Source organism: Pseudomonas sp. ZY71 (assembly GCF_036542145.1).
GTDB classification, from domain to species: domain Bacteria; phylum Pseudomonadota; class Gammaproteobacteria; order Pseudomonadales; family Pseudomonadaceae; genus Aquipseudomonas; species Aquipseudomonas koreensis_A.
This window is the reverse complement of the sequence record NZ_CP144274.1, coordinates 239,637-255,637: the sequence shown is the minus strand read 5'-3', so window position 1 is coordinate 255,637 and position 16,001 is coordinate 239,637. Positions and strand designations below refer to the sequence as shown.

14 protein-coding genes are annotated in these 16,001 nt (G+C 59.6%); 1 reads left to right on the top strand and 13 read right to left on the bottom strand.

The window, feature by feature from the left end:
• Positions 1–179: 179 nt before the first annotated feature.
• From VY732_RS01075 to VY732_RS01065, 3 genes are read right to left on the bottom strand one after another with little or no spacing between them, the layout of a single operon-like run.
• Positions 180–3,227, bottom strand: coding sequence for an efflux RND transporter permease subunit (locus VY732_RS01075; RefSeq protein ID WP_331693460.1), 3,048 nt, complete (start codon positions 3,225–3,227; stop codon positions 180–182).
• Positions 3,224–4,288: an efflux RND transporter periplasmic adaptor subunit gene (locus tag VY732_RS01070; protein ID WP_331693457.1), complete on the bottom strand. Its 1,065-nt coding sequence runs from the start codon at positions 4,286–4,288 to the stop codon at positions 3,224–3,226. The genes VY732_RS01075 and VY732_RS01070 overlap by 4 nt, the downstream gene beginning before the upstream one ends.
• Positions 4,285–5,388, bottom strand: coding sequence for an efflux RND transporter periplasmic adaptor subunit (locus VY732_RS01065; RefSeq protein WP_077570166.1), 1,104 nt, complete (start codon positions 5,386–5,388; stop codon positions 4,285–4,287). The genes VY732_RS01070 and VY732_RS01065 overlap by 4 nt, the downstream gene beginning before the upstream one ends.
• Positions 5,389–5,525: 137 nt before the next feature.
• On the opposite strand from VY732_RS01065, the gene VY732_RS01060 reads away from it, so the two are divergent.
• Complete coding sequence (locus tag VY732_RS01060) at positions 5,526–6,722, top strand: AAA family ATPase (protein ID WP_331693455.1); 1,197 nt, start codon at positions 5,526–5,528, stop codon at positions 6,720–6,722.
• 303 nt (positions 6,723–7,025) lie between these two features.
• On the opposite strand, the gene VY732_RS01055 is transcribed toward VY732_RS01060, so the two are convergent.
• From VY732_RS01055 to VY732_RS01010, 10 genes are all read right to left on the bottom strand, one after another.
• Positions 7,026–7,898, bottom strand: a complete 873-nt coding sequence (locus tag VY732_RS01055) for a transporter substrate-binding domain-containing protein (RefSeq protein ID WP_016985632.1) — start codon at positions 7,896–7,898, stop codon at positions 7,026–7,028.
• Positions 7,895–8,677: an amino acid ABC transporter ATP-binding protein gene (locus VY732_RS01050; RefSeq protein ID WP_116029328.1), complete on the bottom strand. Its 783-nt coding sequence runs from the start codon at positions 8,675–8,677 to the stop codon at positions 7,895–7,897. Before VY732_RS01050 ends, VY732_RS01055 begins: the two co-directional genes overlap by 4 nt.
• Complete coding sequence (locus VY732_RS01045; RefSeq protein ID WP_331693454.1) at positions 8,674–9,333, bottom strand: amino acid ABC transporter permease; 660 nt, start codon at positions 9,331–9,333, stop codon at positions 8,674–8,676. The genes VY732_RS01050 and VY732_RS01045 overlap by 4 nt, the downstream gene beginning before the upstream one ends.
• Entirely contained in the window at positions 9,314–9,979 is a 666-nt protein-coding gene (locus tag VY732_RS01040; protein WP_008083580.1) for an amino acid ABC transporter permease, read from the bottom strand. Before VY732_RS01040 ends, VY732_RS01045 begins: the two co-directional genes overlap by 20 nt.
• 931 nt (positions 9,980–10,910) lie before the next feature.
• Positions 10,911–11,708, bottom strand: coding sequence for a MetQ/NlpA family ABC transporter substrate-binding protein (locus VY732_RS01035; RefSeq protein WP_007918708.1), 798 nt, complete (start codon positions 11,706–11,708; stop codon positions 10,911–10,913).
• A 166-nt stretch (positions 11,709–11,874) separates the two neighbouring features.
• Complete coding sequence (locus VY732_RS01030; protein WP_077570158.1) at positions 11,875–12,807, bottom strand: sigma 54-interacting transcriptional regulator; 933 nt, start codon at positions 12,805–12,807, stop codon at positions 11,875–11,877.
• A 54-nt stretch (positions 12,808–12,861) separates the two neighbouring features.
• Positions 12,862–13,443, bottom strand: a complete 582-nt coding sequence (locus VY732_RS01025) for an alpha/beta hydrolase (protein ID WP_077570156.1) — start codon at positions 13,441–13,443, stop codon at positions 12,862–12,864.
• A 366-nt stretch (positions 13,444–13,809) separates the two neighbouring features.
• Positions 13,810–14,211 (bottom strand): ExbD/TolR family protein, encoded by a 402-nt coding sequence (locus VY732_RS01020; protein ID WP_003220570.1) that lies wholly within the window; start codon positions 14,209–14,211, stop codon positions 13,810–13,812.
• 1 nt (position 14,212) lies between these two features.
• The gene (locus VY732_RS01015; RefSeq protein WP_077570154.1) at positions 14,213–14,938 is read right to left on the bottom strand and encodes a MotA/TolQ/ExbB proton channel family protein; all 726 of its coding nucleotides are present in this window, start codon (positions 14,936–14,938) and stop codon (positions 14,213–14,215) included.
• Between the two features lie 45 nt (positions 14,939–14,983).
• Positions 14,984–15,793 (bottom strand): energy transducer TonB, encoded by an 810-nt coding sequence (locus VY732_RS01010; protein ID WP_331693444.1) that lies wholly within the window; start codon positions 15,791–15,793, stop codon positions 14,984–14,986.
• Positions 15,794–16,001: the final 208 nt, after the last annotated feature.

The following is a 16,001-nucleotide window of genomic DNA, read 5'->3' as shown; positions in this document are numbered from 1 at the left end:
CCAGCCCTCTCCCACAGGGAGAGGGCGCCGACCGAGGTGTCTCGCTTCATACATCGACCTGAGAGACCGAGTCGATTATGGATTCAGCGAAGATATTTCGGGTCGGCGTATCTCCAAGGCATCCCCCAATCAGTCCCCTCTCCCTTTGGGAGAGGGTTAGGGTGAGGGTCGCTGTTGACTCAATCCTTCTTCGGCTCGCGAATCTTGTACCAGGCCACATACAGCGCCGGCAGGAACAGCAACGTCAGCAACGTCGCCACCACGATCCCGCCAATCATCGCGTACGCCATCGGCCCCCAGAACACTTCCCGGGCGATGGGGATCATGCCCATGCTCGCCGCCGCCGCGGTCAGCAGGATCGGCCGACGCCGATGCTCGGTCGCCTCGACCACTGCATCCCACGGCGCATAGCCCTTCTTCTCGAACTCATCGATCTGCGTCACCAGAATCACCGAGTTACGGATGATGATGCCGATCAGCGCCAGAATCCCCAGAATCGCCACGAAACCCATCGGCGTGCCGGTCGGCACCAGTGCCAGCACCACGCCGATCAGCCCCAGCGGCGCGACACTGGCGACGAGGAACATCTTCTGCACGCTGTGCAACTGGATCATCAGAAAGGTCGCCATCAAAAACAGCATCAATGGCAGAACCTTGGCAATCGGCCCCTGGGCCTTGCCGCTCTCCTCGACCGTACCGCCGGTGGCGACTTTGTAGCCGACCGGCAATTTCTCGGCGAAGGCATCAATCGACGGCTTGAGCAGTTTCACCAGATCGGTCGGCTGGATCTCGTCGCGCACCGAGGCCTTGATGGTGATGGTCGGCAAGCGGTCGCGACGCCACACCAGCGGCTGTTCCAGCTCATAGCGCACAGTGGCGAACGCCAGTAACGGTATCGATGTGCCGTTGGGCGTAACGATCTGCAGATTCTGCAGGGTTTCCGGCGTACCACGCTCCGAATTCACCGCCCGGCCGACCACATTGATCAGGTAGATGTCGTCGTTGACCTGGGTCAGCGGCGCGCCGCTGACGATGCTGTTCATCAGGTTCGCCACGTCTTCGGACGACAGCCCGAGCTGGCGTGCCTTGTCCTGGGCGATGTCGATGCGCAGGACTTTGCCCGGCTCGTTCCAGTCGTAAATGATTTCGCCAATGTGCGAGTTCTTGTCCAGTTCGGTGGCGAGATCGATGGCGTGCTTGCGCACTTGATCGATGTCCTTGCCACTGACCCGGTACTGGATTGGCCGCCCCACCGGCGGGCCCATTTCCAGCGCCTGGACGTAACTGCCGATGCCGACGAAGTCCTTGTGCAAGCGCTCGCGCAGACGCTGACTCAGTGCCTCCCGGGCCTCGAAGTCTTTGCTGACGATCACCAGTTGTGCGTAGTACGGGTTTTGCAATTGCTGGTCGAGCGGCAGGTAGAAACGGATCGCGCCCTGACCGATGTAGGTGCTCCAGCGCACAATGTCCGGGTCGCCTTTGAGGGTTGCTTCCAGCTTGTCGACGGCTTTGCGTGTTTCGTCGATGGAGGCATTTTGTGGCAGGTTCAGGTCGACGAGAATTTCCGGGCGGTCCGATGCCGGGAAGAACTGATTCTGCACAAAGCGCATGCAAAAAATCGACAGGGCAAACAGCAGCACGGTGATACCGATCGCCCACCAGCGATTGCGCATCGCCCACAACAGACCGCCATTGAACGCACGCCCGACGCGGCCCGGCTCGGCGTCATGGGGTTTCACGTTGGCGCTGAGAATGTGCACGCCGATCACCGGCGCGAAGAACACCGCGACAATCCACGACACAATCATGGCCACGGCAATCACCGCGAACAGCGTGTAGGTGTACTCACCGGCGGAACTGGCGTTGAGGCCGATGGGCACGAAACCGGCGACCGTCACCAGCGTCCCGGTGAGCATCGGGAACGCCGTCGAGGTGTAGGCGTACGTCGCAGCCTCCTCCTTGCTCTCGCCCATTTCCAGGCGCGTGACCATCATCTCCACGGTGATCATCGCATCGTCGACCAACAGGCCGAGGGCGATGATCAATGCGCCGAGAGAAATCCGCTGCATGGTGATGCCACTGTATTCCATGAACACAAACACCATCGCCAACACCAGCGGAATCGAGCACGCCACCACCAGGCCGGCGCGCACGCCGAGGCTGATAAAACTCACCACCAGCACGATGATCACGGCTTCGAACAGCGCGCTGGTAAAGCCACCAACGGCCTCCTCCACCACCACCGCCTGATCGGACACGGTGTGCACACCCACGCCAACCGGCAAGTCTGCGGTCAGTTCATCGATGCGCTGGTGCAACGCCTTGCCGAATTCCTGAACGTTGCCGCCCTTCTGCATGGCAATCGCCAGACCGATGGCCGGTTTGCCGTCAAAGCGAAATTCCGGGGTAGCCGGATCGGTGTAACCGCGAGTGATGTCGGCGATGTCAGCCAAACGATAGAAACGGTCGTTGAGCTTGAGATTGACCTCGGCGAGATCTTTTTCCGAGGCGAATTGCCCCGAAGTGCGCACGGAAATCCGCTCAGGACCGGCCTCGATCACACCGGCCGGGGTCACGGCGTTCTGCGATTGCAGGCTCTGCACAACCTGACGCTGATCGATACCCAACGCCGCCAGTTTGCGGGTAGAGAAGTTCAGATAAATCACTTCGTCCTGCTGGCCGATCATTTCGATCTTGCCCAGCCCCGGTACATTGCGGATCTCGGCCCGCGCCTGTTCTACGTAATCGCGCAACTGGCGCATGGTCAGGCCGTCGGCGGTGAAGGCGTAGACCGAGCCGAACACATCACCGAACTCGTCGTTGAACCCGGGCCCCTGAATACCTTTGGGGAACTGCCCGCGAATGTCGTCGATCTTCTTGCGCACCTGGTACCAGATTTCCGGGATGTCCTTGGCGCTGGTGGTGTCGCGCAGGTACACGTACACCGTCGATTCGCCGGGGCGCGTGTAACTTTTCACGTAGTCGAGGGAGTCGAGTTCTTCGAGTTTTTTCTCAATGCGGTCGGTGACCTGCGCGAGGGTTTCTTCCTGGGTCGCGCCCGGCCATTTGGTCTGGATCACCATGGTTTTGATGGTGAACGACGGGTCTTCTTCGCGGCCCAGATTGAAGTATGAGAACACGCCCATCAGCAACGCGACGAACATCAGGTACCAGACGAATGACTGATGCTTGAGGGCCCATTCGGAGAGGTTGAAAGAGCCTTTCATTGACTGTCCTCGTCAAGTTTTACCGATTGTCCGGGTTTGAGGCTGTTGACGCCGGCGCTGACCACGCGCTCGCCGTTCTTCACGCCACCCGCAAGCACCACACTGCTGTCGGTGCGGCTGATCACGCTGACGTCGCGGGGGCTGACGGTTTTGCTCTGGGTGTCGATGACCCAGATCCGTGGTTTGCCGTCGACCTCCTGCAAAGCGGTAGCCGGCAATTCGATGCGCGGTTTGATCGCCGAACTGAGGGTCACGCTGATCGCCGTGCCGAGGCGGAAACCGTCCGGTGTCTCGGCCAGCGTCAGGCGTGCGCGACGAGTACGCGTGGCGCTTTGCGCCTGCGGTTCGATCTCGCGAAGGGTTGCCGTGGTGTTGATGCTCGGGTCGAGTTGCCCGGCCACCAGAAACACCACGTCGGAGGGAATCTGATCGACCAGGGTGTCGGGCAGATCGATCACCGCTTCCTTGATGTCCGGTTGCGCCAGGGTCACGACCTGCTGGCCCGCCGTCACCACTTGCCCGGCTTCGGCGTTCCACGCGGTGACCACGGCTTTATGGTCGGAACGCAGTTCGGTGTAGCCGAGCTGATCCTTGCTTTGATTGACCGCCGCCCGTGCCTGGTCCAGCGAGGCCTGGGTGGTTTTCAAGTCCGTGGTGGCGATGTCCAGTTGTGCCTGCGCCCCGACGCCACGATCGAACAGCGCCTGCTGACGGCGGGCATTGGCCTGGGCATTGATCAGTTGCGCCTGAACCTTGGCCAGGTCGCCCTGGGCCGAACGCAATTGGTTCTGCTGATCAGACGGATCGAGGGTGGCGAGCAGCGTGCCCTTTTGCACTTCGGCTCCGACATCGACGTTGCGGCTGGCGATGCGGCCACCGACGCGGAAACCGGTGTTGCTTTCATAACGCGCCTGGATGCTGCCGGCGAAACGCCCGAGGCTTTCCTCGCTCAACGCTTGAACCTTGACCGATAACACCGGACGTACCGGCTCCGGAGGTGGCTCGCTTTTCGAGCAGGCCGCCAGCAACACCCCCACGGATAACAGCCCCAGACGCTTCATGGCTGTGCTCCCGGTTGCAGACCCTTGTAGGTGTTTTCAGCGATTTCGACTTTCATGCCGGGATGCAGCAACTGCCCACCGGCGACGATGACTTTCTCCCCGCCCTTGAGGCCTTCGCTGATGATGACCTTGCCGATCAGGTAGCGGCCGACGGTCACGTTGTGCAACTGCGCTTCACCTTTATCGTCGACCATCCACACCGCCGGATCACTGATGTTTTTCGTCAGCGCTGACCACGGCAGTTCGACTGCCGACTTGCCGCTGCCCTTGGCGGTGGCGCTGACCACCGAGCCCAGCTGCATCCCCTGTGGCAGGCTGTCGAGGCTGACTTTGACTTGCACCGTGCCGGACTGCGCCGACACCGCCGGGGTGATTTCACGCACCGTGCCGGTGGTTTTGATGGCAGGGTTATCGAGCAGGCTGACGACGATCGAGGGATCCGCAGGACGCTCGGCCAGCAGCGACTCGTATACGTTGAACACCGCGTCACGGTCGCCATCGCGAGCCAGACTGAAAATCGGCGCAGTGGCCTGCACGACCTGGCCGACTTCGGCTTGGCGCTCGGTGATCACCCCCGGAGCATCGGCAATCAACGCGGTGTAGCTCAACTGATCTTTGGCATTGGCCAATTGCGCCTGCGCCGCGCTCAAGGCGCTCTGGCTGCTGCGTAACGCGGCTTGGGCGGAATCGTATTCGCTCTGGCTGGTGTAGCCCTTGGGCAGGAGTTTTTGCTGGCGCACGAAGGCCGCAGCGCTCTGTTTCACCCGGGCTTGTTCAGCAACGACCTGGGCTTGAGCCGAATCGACGTTGGTCTGTAAATCCTTGGGGTCGAGTTTGGCCAGCACCTGTTTGGCGGTAACCCGGTCGCCGACGTCGACCATGCGCTGGATGATCTTGCCGCCGACGCGGAACGACAGTTCGGTCTGCACGCGCGCCTGCACGTCCCCGGTCAATGTCACCGCAGCCGCGTAATCCGTGGGTTTCACTTCCTGTACGAAGACCCTGGGCAGGTATTCCTCAGGAGCTTTTTTCTCGCCGCATGCGGTCAGCAAAGTGAACAGACTCAGCATGACCGCTGTTTTCAAACCGGGACTCGCCATGCAGACTCCTTCCTGTGTACGAACGTGCAAGTGACGATACGACTGTGAGCTTAGAACAGGGTTCAACGTTCGCCCGTTCGTCCCCCATGTTTTCCTGCGGCAGCTCCTACAATAGGCGTCTCAAGAGAAGGAATTCCATGCTCAACACTCTGGCAGTGGCCAATTACCGCTCGATCAACAAACTGGTGATCCCGCTCGGCCGGCTGAACCTGATCACCGGCCCCAACGGCAGCGGCAAATCCAATCTCTACCGGGCCTTGCGCCTGTTGGCGGAAACCGCTCAGGGTGGCGTGGTCAATGCGCTGGCCCGTGAAGGCGGGCTGGAGTCGACCTTCTGGGCCGGGCCGGAAACCATCAGCCGGCGTATGCGCAACGGCGAAGTGCCGATCCAGTCGACGGTGCGCCAAGGTGTGAAGCGCCTGCGTCTGGGATTTGCCGGGGAGGACTTCAGTTATTCGATCAGCCTCGGCCTGCCCGATTCCAACGGGCACTTCATGTTGCCCGAACATTCACGGCCGATCCCCTCGCGTTTCAGCCTTGACCCGCAGATCAAGCGCGAATGCATCTGGGCCGGTGCGCTCTACCGTCCCGCCAGCCTGCTGGTGGATCGTGACGGCCCGATGATCCGCGCACGCGCCGAGCGCCAATGGGATGTGCTGGCACAGCACACGCCGAACTTTGACAGTCTGTTCGATCAGGTCGGCAGCCTGCGCAGCTCACCGGAAGTGTTCCAGATGCGTGAGTTCATTCGTCGCTGGCGCTTTTACGATCACTTTCGCAGCGATGCCGATGCACCGGTGCGCCAGCCGCAATTGGGCACACGCACGCCGGTGCTGCATCACGACGGCCGTGATCTGGCGGCGGCGTTGCAGACCATTATCGAGATTGGCGATGGGGATGCGATGCGTGCGGCGATTACCGATGCGTTTCCGGGCGCGCGGGTGCATATCGAAGCGCAGGCCGGTGGACGGTTTGCCATCGAGTTTTATCAGGAAGGTTTGTTGCGGCCATTGTCGGCGGCGGAGCTGTCGGACGGGACGTTGCGCTATCTGCTGCTCGTCGCGGCATTACTGACGCCACGGCCACCGTCATTGATGGTACTGAACGAACCGGAAACCAGTTTGCACCCGGATCTGCTGCCAGCGTTGGCGCGGTTGATTGTCCGTGCCTCGGAGCAGTGTCAGGTGTGGGTGGTGTCGCATGCGCGGCGGTTGATTTCGGCGTTGCAGGAAGATCCGGAGTGCAACTGCATTGTGCTGGAGAAGACACTGGGGCAGACCGGGATTGTCGGGCAGCGGGTGCTGGATGAGCCGGCGTGGAACTGGCCGGATTGAGCGTTCAAGCCAAAAGCCCCTCACCCTAACCCTCTCCCAGAGGGAGAGGGGACTGATTGGGAGATGCTCAAGAGTGACGCCGACATGAAAATGCATCTGTGAATCCAAAGACGAAGCTACGCCGACGCGAAATGCATCTGTGAATCCAAAGTCGAAGTGACGCCGACGCGAAATGCGTCTGTGAATCCATAATCGACTCGGTTTGTCAGGTCGATGTCTGATGCAAGACACCTCGGTCGGCTCCCTCTCCCTCGGGAGAGGGCTGGGGTGAGGGGCAGGCCTCACCACCGACCTGACAGACAATCACCCCTGCCACTTGCCGCCTTCAACAATCACACTCTCAGGCTTGGTGTCATCACTCAGCTCTTTACGCACATATTGGTCGTACAGCTTGAGCAGATACTTCTCCTCACCCAGCTTGGTCAGCTCGGTATTCACCCAGTCACGCAATTCGATATTGCCCTTCTTCACCGCCGGCGCAATCGGCGCTTCGGCACCGAGCTTTTCATCGAGCACGCGATAGCCCGGGTTCTGCTTGGCCCAGCTGAACAACACCAGGTTGTCCTGTGCATAAGCATCGCCACGACCGTTGGCCAAAGCTTGCAGCGATTCGGAGTTTTTCTCGAATTTCAGCAGTTTCCAGTCCGGATGATTCTTGGTCAGCCAGATATCAGCGGTGGTGCCAGTGGTGACGATGGTAGTGCGGGTCGCCAGATCATCGAGGTTTTTCACCGAGCTGCTTTGCGGCACCAACGCCTGCACCGCGACCTTGAGGTTTGGGTTGGTGAACTCCACCGCTTCCTTGCGCTCAGGCGTGACGGTCATGTTGGCGAGGATCAGGTCGACCTTGTCGCTTTGCAGAAACGGAATACGGCTTGCCGGCTCGACGGCAACGAACTCGACCTTGTTTTCATCGCCGAGCAGATCCTTGGCGAAACGCCGGCCAATGTCGGTATCGAAACCGACGTAGCGCCCAGCCTCATCGACAAAACCGAATGGCGGCTTATCGGTAAAGACGCCAACGATCAGTTTGTCGCGAGCCTTGATCTTGTCCAGGTAACCGGCCGGCGCAGTGCTTTCACTGGCGACTTTCGGCTTCGGCGGTTCTTCGGTTTTGCTGCAACCGGCAAGCAAGGCGAGGCTCAGTAGAGGCAGTAAAAAAGCGGCAGTTTTCATAACAGTTCCAGTTCCTTTGTCGGATTCGTTTTTGGCAGTGTTGCAACGAAGGAGAACTTCTCCAGAAACTGCTGCGCGCGTGCGGTTTGCGGGTTCGTAAAGAAAATCTCGGGCGGGTTCTGTTCAAGGATGCGCCCGGCATCCATGAACACGATGCGGTCGGCCACCGCGCGGGCGAAGGCCATTTCATGGGTGACAATCAACAGGGTCATGCCTTCACGGGCCAGGCCCTGGATGACCTGCAAAACTTCCTTGACCATTTCCGGGTCGAGGGCGGCGGTGACTTCGTCGAAGAGCATCACCCGTGGGTTCATGCACAGCGATCGGACGATGGCGATGCGTTGCTGCTGGCCGCCGGAGAGCTGACGCGGGAAGGCATCGCGCTTGTCCAAAAGTCCCACGCGTTCAAGCAGCGCTTCGGCTTGTTGCTGGGCTTCACGGCGCTGACGCTTCTGCACCTTGAGCGGGCCGAGCAGCAGGTTGTCGAGCACGCTCATGTGCGGGAACAGGTGATAACTCTGGAACACCATACCGATCTGCTGACGGATCTCGCGCCAGTCGGTGGCCTTGTCCAGCAGCTCACGGCCGATAAATTTCAGGCTGCCGCTGTGCGCCTCCTCCAGACCATTGAGGCAACGCAGCAAGGTGCTTTTGCCGCAGCCGCTGGGGCCGAGGATGACGATCACTTCGCCGCTCTGCACTTGCAGGTCGATGCCGTTGAGCACTTGCTGCTCGCCATAGAATTTGTTGAAACCGTGAAACTCGATCAATGCGCTCATGCTTGCGTCCAGCGCCGCTCCAGCACGCGCGAGGCGGCCGACAACGGATAGCAGATGAAAAAGAAAAACAGGAACAGCGCGCCGTAGATCAGCACCGATTCGTAGGTGCGTTCGATGATCTGCTGCCCGACCTTGATCACATCGACCACACCGATGAGCACCGCCAGCGAGCTGGTCTTGATGATCCGTGTGTAGACGTTGATGGTCGGCGGCGTCATGCGTTTCAGCGCTTGCGGCAGCAGCACGTAACCGTAGAGTTGCGCGGTGTTCAAACCAATCGACAGCCCCGCTTCACGCTGGCCGCGTGGTAACGAACGCAGCGCACCGCGCGCCACTTCGCCCACCTCGCTGGCGCCCCACAGGGACAGCACCAGCACCGCGCACCAGAAACTCGGAATGCTCAGACCAAAGAAAATCGGCAGACCGAAGAACAACAGGTACAACCAGACCAGCACCGGGATCGCCCGGAATAGCTCCAGGTACACCCGCAGAATCGCGTTCAACCACGTCACGTTCAACGTGCGCAACACCCCGTAGAGCACGCCGCCGACGGTGCTGATGGCGATGCTCAGAAACGAGATCGACAGAGTTTGCCCGGCGCCTTTGGCCAATTGCGGCAACGACACCCAAAGCAATTCAAGACCCGAACTGGCCATGCTGGAGCCTCCTTTCCAGACGGCTGAGCAGCAGCGACAACGGCAAGAACAACAGCACGCAGATCAGCGTCAGCACGGCGAGCATTTCGTAGGTTTTGTAATACAGCGCGATGTAGCTCTTGGTGGTGTAGAGAATTTCCGGCACCGCCACCGCCGAGACCACGGTGGTTTCCTTGAGCAGGAAAATGAAATTGGCGAACAGCGACGGCAGGCTGAGAATCCCCGCTTGCGGCAGGATCACGTAGCGCAGCAACTGGCCGTGGGACAGACCGATAGAGCGCCCTGATTCCAGTTGCGCCTGCGGCACCGCGTCGACGCCGGCGCGCAGCACTTCGGTGAGGTAGGCGCCGCCGAGAAAGGTCATGGTGATGATTGCGGCGGTGAAACCGGAAACCTGGATCCCCACTGCCGGCAAGGCGAAGTAGACGAAAAACAACTGGATCAACAGCGGCGTGTTGCGCGCCAGTTCCACATACAGGCCGACCAGTTTTTGCAGGTATGGCGTGCGGAACACCAGAATCGTCGCGTTGAGCAGCGCCACCAGCAACGAGGTGCCAATGGCGATAAAACCCACCTGCAGCGTCACGCCCACGGCCTTGAGAAACGCCGGCAGGGTGCTGAGGATAAATGCGTAATCGAAAGTCATGAAACGTCCTGGACGCCGCTCGGTAAGCGACGGTGGTGCAGTCCGTGGACAGCGGATGGCTGTCCGGCAAGCACCGACTTTATAGGTATAAAAACAAGAATTTAAATACCGTTAAAGCATATTGATATCACCCAAAAAACTATCCTGTGGGTTTGCCGGGAAGGAATAAGAAGGCTATTTTCCTTTGCGCTGTAGGACGGATCTTTTTTTCACGAAAGCCCTCCAAGGACGAACAGCTTTTGGCCAGACTCCCCCGGCCAAACCCATAACAAGGAAGAAAACATGGACGTAAAAGTGCCGCAGCGACTGGATCCGCAGGAGATTGTGAAATTGTTGGTGGCGTTGAGGCGGGCGTTGAAGGCTGCAGCGTAAGTCAAAAGCCCCTCACCCCAGCCCTCTCCCGGAGGGAGAGGGAGCTAACCGAGGTGTCTTGCGTCATACATCGACCTGAAAGATCGAGTCGATTATGGATTCGGCAGAGATCTTTCACATCGGCGTACTTCTACAGCATCCCCCAATCAGTCCCCTCACCCCAGCCCTCTCCCGGAGGGAGAGGGGGCCGACCGAGGTGTCTGGCGTTTTACATCGACCTGAAAGACCGAGTCGATTATGGATTCGGCAGAAATCTTTCACATCGGCGTACCTCTACAGCATCCCCCAATCAGTCCCCTCACCCCAGCCCTCTCCCGGAGGGAGAGAGAGCCGACCGAGGTGTCTGGCGTATTACGTCGACCTGAATCATCGAGTCGATTATGAATTCAGCAGAGATCTTTCACGTCGGCGTACCTCTACAGCATCCCCCAATCAGTCCCCTCTCCCTCTGGGAGAGGGCTAGGGTGAGGGGCTTTTTCAACGCACACACAAAAACGCCGATGCCCATCACTGGCCATCGGCGTTTTCACACCTTGAAGGGGTTCACTCAAGCGTCAGATCAGAACGCCGGCAGTACCGCGCCGTTGTACTTCTTCTCGATGAACGCTTTGACTTCCGGGCTGGTCAGGGCTTTGGCCAACTTCTGGATCGCGTCGCTGTTCTTGTTGTCCTCACGGGCCACCAGGAAGTTCACGTACGGCGAGTCAGCGCCTTCAATCACCAGCGCATCTTTCTGCGGGTTCAGTTTGGCTTCCAGCGCGTAGTTGGTGTTGATCATGTCCAGGTCAACTTCTTTCAGAACGCGTGGCAGCAGGGCCGATTCCAGTTCCTTGAACTTGAAGTTGTGCGGGTTCTTGGCGATGTCTTTTGGCGTTGCCAGAGCGTTTTTCGGGTCTTTCAGCTCGATCAGGCCAGCCTTCTGCAGCAGGATCAGGGCGCGGCCGCTGTTGCTGCCTTCGTTCGGGATGGCGATGGTGGCGCCGTCCGGCAGTTCAGCCAGGGTCTTGTACTTGCTCGAATAACCACCGAACGGTTCAACGTGAACGCCCTGCACGGTCACCAGGTACTTGGACTTGTCGTCCTTGTATTTGCCCTGGTTGAAGCTGTTCAGGTACGGCAGGGTCTGGAAGTAGTTGGCGTCCAGACGCTTCTCGCCGACCTGTACGTTCGGCTGAACGTAGTCGGTGAACACCTTGATTTCCAGATCCACGCCTTCTTTGGCCAGGGTCGGTTTGATCAGCTCAAGGATTTCAGCGTGCGGCACCGGGGTCGCGGCAACCACCAGTTTCTCGCCGGCATTGGCCAGGGAAGCAGTCAGAGCAGCCGCCAATGCGGTAAACAACAGAACCTTTTTCATGCAGTGTCCTTATCGAAAATCACGGTCGTCATCGACGACGGCATTAATACGTGTGCCAGTGAAGTGATATCGCTGGCGTGGGTCGGACAATACCGGGATTTTTTATTCCCGGACAATAACGTTTATTCAGCTTCATATTCCATTTTGTTCATGTTGAACGAAACGGTTACAACGCCTCACCCAAACGAATCAGCAAATCTTTCAATGCCTTACGCTCATCGACGCTGCCGCCGATGTTGATTTGTGCAACCAGCCGTTCGATCTGAAGCTGCGGCCCAGACACCTCGGGCAGATTCAGGTGCTCCGGCAGAATCTCGTCGCCGGTGCTCACCAGCAAGGCAAAGTGAATGACGTTTTCCAGCTCGCGGGTGTTGCCTGGCCAGCTGTGTTGTTCGAGCACGTGCTGCGCGGCTTCGCTGATCAGCGGCACGGGCAGGTCGAGGCGTTGGCTATAGATGCCGAGGAAATACTCGGCCAACGAAAGAATGTCGCCAATACGCGCGCGCAAGGCGGGCAGTTCCAGTTGCCCTTCGCTCAAGTAGTGATAGAGCCGCTCATGAAATTTGCCGGCGTCCACTGCTTGCGCCAGATCGATGCTGGTCGCCGCGACCAGGCGCACATCCACCGGACTCGGTTGATGTGCACCGACACGGGTGACTTCGTGGTTCTCCAGGGCGGCGAGCAGTTTGATCTGGATCGGCAGCGGCAAATCGCCGATTTCATCGAGGTACAGCGTGCCGCCGTTGGCCGAACCGAACCAGCCTGCACGGCTGCTGGCCGAGCCGCTGTAACTGCCGGCGGCATAGCCGAACAGTTCGGCATCGGCGTAGGTCGGGCTGATCGCACCGCAATTGACCGAAACGAACAGGCCGCTACGGTCACTGGCGCGATGGATGTGGCGAGCGAGCAATTCTTTACCCGTACCGGTCTCGCCACGGATCAATACCGAGGTCGAGCGCGGCGCCAATTGCTCCAGCTCTTCACGTAACTGACGTGAGCGTGGGTCGACAAACACCAATGCCTTGGCGCGAATGCTCAGGGGGCTTTTTTCCGCGTCAGGAAAGGTCAGCAATGGCTGACCGAAGGTTTCGAAACTCATGGCAGACTCCCGCCCAAAACCGCCGGGAGACGGGGGCGTTGAAAGAAATAAAAATCAGGCGCGGCGGCGAGCGTGGTGTTCCATGCGGTTTTGCAGGCGATAGAGATAAGCAAAACCCTGCTCCCAGCGCTGATGCCCGGACTTGACGTTGATGTGTCCGGCACCGGCGAGAATCCCCGCCTCGGCGCCCCAGTTGCGCGCCAGCTCAAGCGCTCGCGGTGCACTGACGGCAGCATCGTTATCGGAGCTGACCACCTGGCTTGGAAATGGCAGCAGATCGGTCGGAATCGGTGCGAAATTGCGCAGCGCCGGCGCGCACGCCGGGCGCTCGACATCGGCCGGCGCAACCAGCAATGCGCCGCGTACCTGACGCAGGTATTGCAACGGCGCCGTGGCCGCCCAGTGGGCAACCGTGACGCAGCCAAGGCTGTGGGCGATAAGGATCACCGGCGTACTGTCGGCAGCAATCGCCTCGGCCAGTGCCGCGACCCAATCTTCACGACGCGGCGTCAGCCAATCGGCCTGCTCGACTCGCGCGCTGTTCGGCAGGCTGTTCTGCCAGTGACTTTGCCAATGATCTTCTGGCGATCCTTGCCAGCCCGGCACAATCAGGTAGCGGATTGATTCGTTGCGCATGGGGAGCTCTCCTGCGTCGTGTCTGTTCCTGAACGAGTATAGGGAGGGGATTTATATTCGTTAAGGAATAAGAAGCTATTTATTAAGATCTGAATTGAATATGAGTATTGTGTATGACTTTAGATCCTTTCCCCCTCACCCCAGCCCTCTCCCCCAAGGGGGCGAGGGGGAAAGGGAGCCGATCTATGCGGTTTTCAGATTTGGAGTTCGACTGGATATTTCAGATCGGCGTATAGCGGCCAAACAACGCGGTCAGTCCCCTCTCCCTCCGGGAGAGGGCTAGGGTGAGGGGCTTTTCTCCCTGCCAGAAATAAAAAAAGGGCCGCACCCTGCCAAGGAGACGGCCCCGGAAAAACGTTGAATCTGTTACCGCGCAGTAATCACCGACAACTTGGTAATCCCAGCCCGTTCAATCGAAGCCATCGCCCGCGCCACTTCGCCGTAGTTCACCCCGTCATCGGCCTGCAATTGCACGCGCACTTCCGGGTCCTTGGCCTTGGCCGACTTGAGGTTGAATTCCAGCAAGTCCGGCTGAATCTCATCCTTGTTGATAAACAGTTTGCCGGCGCCGTCGATGCTCACCACCAGCGGATCCTTCTGCTCGACCGGCGCCACCGCTTCAGTCTTCGGCAGGTTGATCGGGATCGCGTTGGTCAGCAGCGGCGCGGTGACGATAAACACCACCAGCAGCACCAGCATCACGTCCACCAGCGGCGTCACGTTGATCTCGCTGAGTACCTCATCACTGTCTTGCGTGGAGAAGGCCATATCAGGACGCCTCCTTCACTTTTGCTGCGTTGCCCGGCGCGGCGACCTTGTGCGCGGTCGGATGGATCAACACGCGGAACGCACTCTTCTGCGCCAGGCTGTAGAAGTCGTGGGCGAAGTCATCCAGATCCGCCGCCGTCAGTTTCAACCGGCGCAAAAAGTAGTTGTAAACCAGCACCGCCGGCACCGCGACGGCGATACCCACGCCCGTTGCGACCAGTGCCGCACCGATCGGGCCGGCCACCGTTTCCAGGCTCGCCGAGCCAGCCGCGCTGATGCCTTTCAACGCCTCCATGATTCCCCATACCGTGCCGAACAAACCAATGAACGGCGACGTACTGCCAATACTGGCGACCACTGCCAGACCGGTTTCCAGCGAACGGCGTTCGCGGACAATTTGCTGACGCAGGGCGCGCTCCAGTCGATCCTGATGGTTGATCGCCTGGCTCAAATCCGTGGCCTGTGGCGCCTCACCTACTTGAATCGCTGCGTAACCGGCCTGTGCCACCCGGGCCGCAGCGCCGGGTTGGGTTTCGCTCAATTCAGCGGCGGAATCGAGACTCGACGCCGCCCAGAAACGTTTATGAAACTTGCGATCCTGTGCCTTCAGACGCCCGAACTGCACAGCCTTGAGCAATGCCAGACCCCAGGTGGCGACGGAAAAAACCACCAGCAGCCAGATCACCGCGCTTTCGATGGATTCCAGTGGAGATGCCAGTAACGTCATGATGTATTCCCTCGTGTAAACGTTTCGCGCGAATTTGGTTTCGGTTTAATGAATCTTGAAATCGATGGGCACGCTGACCCAGCCGTCCTGGGCGACATCACCCTGCTTGGCCGGGACGAAACTCCAACGTTTCACGGCGTTCAGCGCCGCGTCGTCGAGCTGCTGCCGGCCGCTGCTTTTGGCTATCTGGATCTCACCCGGTTTGCCGCTGGCCAACACATGCACGCGCAGCAACACCGTGCCTTCCCAACCGCGACGCTGGGCCAGTGACGGGTATTCCGGTGCCGGGTTTTTCAGGTACGCGGCATTCGCTGAGGCCGGGGTTACCGGTGCCGGCGCGGGAGGTGCAGGTGGCGCTGGCGCTGCAACCGGGGCTGCCGGTTGTGGCGGCGCCGGTGGTTGCTCAACCGCTTTCGGTGCTGGTTTGGGTGCCTGTTTAACCACCGGTTTAGGTTTCGGAACGGGTTTGGGCGGCGGCGGTTTTACCGCGAGTTCGTCTTCCACGGGCGGTGGTGGTTCAACCACTGGCGCAGGTGGCGGCGGCTCGACTACCGGTGGCGCTGGCGGTGCCGGGCGCGAGAACTCGATGGTCATCGGCGGAATTTCCGGTGGCACGATCGGCAGCACTGGCGTCGGCTTCTGGCTGATCCAGTAGATCACCGCGCCATGCACCACCAGCGCGAGCACGCCGAGCAGAATTGTTTCGCGCCGACTCAGAATGCCCTTGGGCGCACGCTGCAAACGCAACTGCCCCAACGGCACACGATGCGGCCGGCCGAGATCGACCAACTCGCCACCCGACGTCTGACGCCACAGCAATTCCTCTGCGCTGGCGGCGGTCTGGACATTGCCCATTGATTCACTCCCTGCGGTCTTTTTGCGTTCTCTACAAAAACTGCCGATCAACCGTTTTGTTGAATCCCCCACGGCGAATCGATGGGTGAATCATTGGGCTTGACGCTTATCTCCGAAAGTAATCTTTAACGTTATGCATAGGTCTTTATGGAATATAAAAATTGATCAATTCTGCCAAAGCCACGCGCCACGCGGGCTGCAGCGATGC

What these genes read in the sequence shown, in the direction of transcription:
- VY732_RS01070 (WP_331693457.1), bottom strand. Translation starts at nt 4,288, where the DNA reads ATGAAGCGTCTGGGGCTGTTATCCGTGGGGGTGTTGCTGGCGGCCTGC.
- VY732_RS01075 (WP_331693460.1), bottom strand. Translation starts at nt 3,227, where the DNA reads ATGAAAGGCTCTTTCAACCTCTCCGAATGGGCCCTCAAGCATCAGTCA.
- VY732_RS01025 (WP_077570156.1), bottom strand. Translation starts at nt 13,443, where the DNA reads ATGCGCAACGAATCAATCCGCTACCTGATTGTGCCGGGCTGGCAAGGA.
- VY732_RS01055 (WP_016985632.1), bottom strand. Translation starts at nt 7,898, where the DNA reads ATGAAAACTGCCGCTTTTTTACTGCCTCTACTGAGCCTCGCCTTGCTT.
- VY732_RS01015 (WP_077570154.1), bottom strand. Translation starts at nt 14,938, where the DNA reads ATGACGTTACTGGCATCTCCACTGGAATCCATCGAAAGCGCGGTGATC.
- VY732_RS01040 (WP_008083580.1), bottom strand. Translation starts at nt 9,979, where the DNA reads ATGACTTTCGATTACGCATTTATCCTCAGCACCCTGCCGGCGTTTCTC.
- VY732_RS01010 (WP_331693444.1), bottom strand. Translation starts at nt 15,793, where the DNA reads ATGGGCAATGTCCAGACCGCCGCCAGCGCAGAGGAATTGCTGTGGCGT.
- VY732_RS01050 (WP_116029328.1), bottom strand. Translation starts at nt 8,677, where the DNA reads ATGAGCGCATTGATCGAGTTTCACGGTTTCAACAAATTCTATGGCGAG.
- VY732_RS01035 (WP_007918708.1), bottom strand. Translation starts at nt 11,708, where the DNA reads ATGAAAAAGGTTCTGTTGTTTACCGCATTGGCGGCTGCTCTGACTGCT.
- VY732_RS01030 (WP_077570158.1), bottom strand. Translation starts at nt 12,807, where the DNA reads ATGAGTTTCGAAACCTTCGGTCAGCCATTGCTGACCTTTCCTGACGCG.
- VY732_RS01060 (WP_331693455.1), top strand. Translation starts at nt 5,526, where the DNA reads ATGCTCAACACTCTGGCAGTGGCCAATTACCGCTCGATCAACAAACTG.
- VY732_RS01020 (WP_003220570.1), bottom strand. Translation starts at nt 14,211, where the DNA reads ATGGCCTTCTCCACGCAAGACAGTGATGAGGTACTCAGCGAGATCAAC.
- VY732_RS01065 (WP_077570166.1), bottom strand. Translation starts at nt 5,388, where the DNA reads ATGGCGAGTCCCGGTTTGAAAACAGCGGTCATGCTGAGTCTGTTCACT.
- VY732_RS01045 (WP_331693454.1), bottom strand. Translation starts at nt 9,333, where the DNA reads ATGGCCAGTTCGGGTCTTGAATTGCTTTGGGTGTCGTTGCCGCAATTG.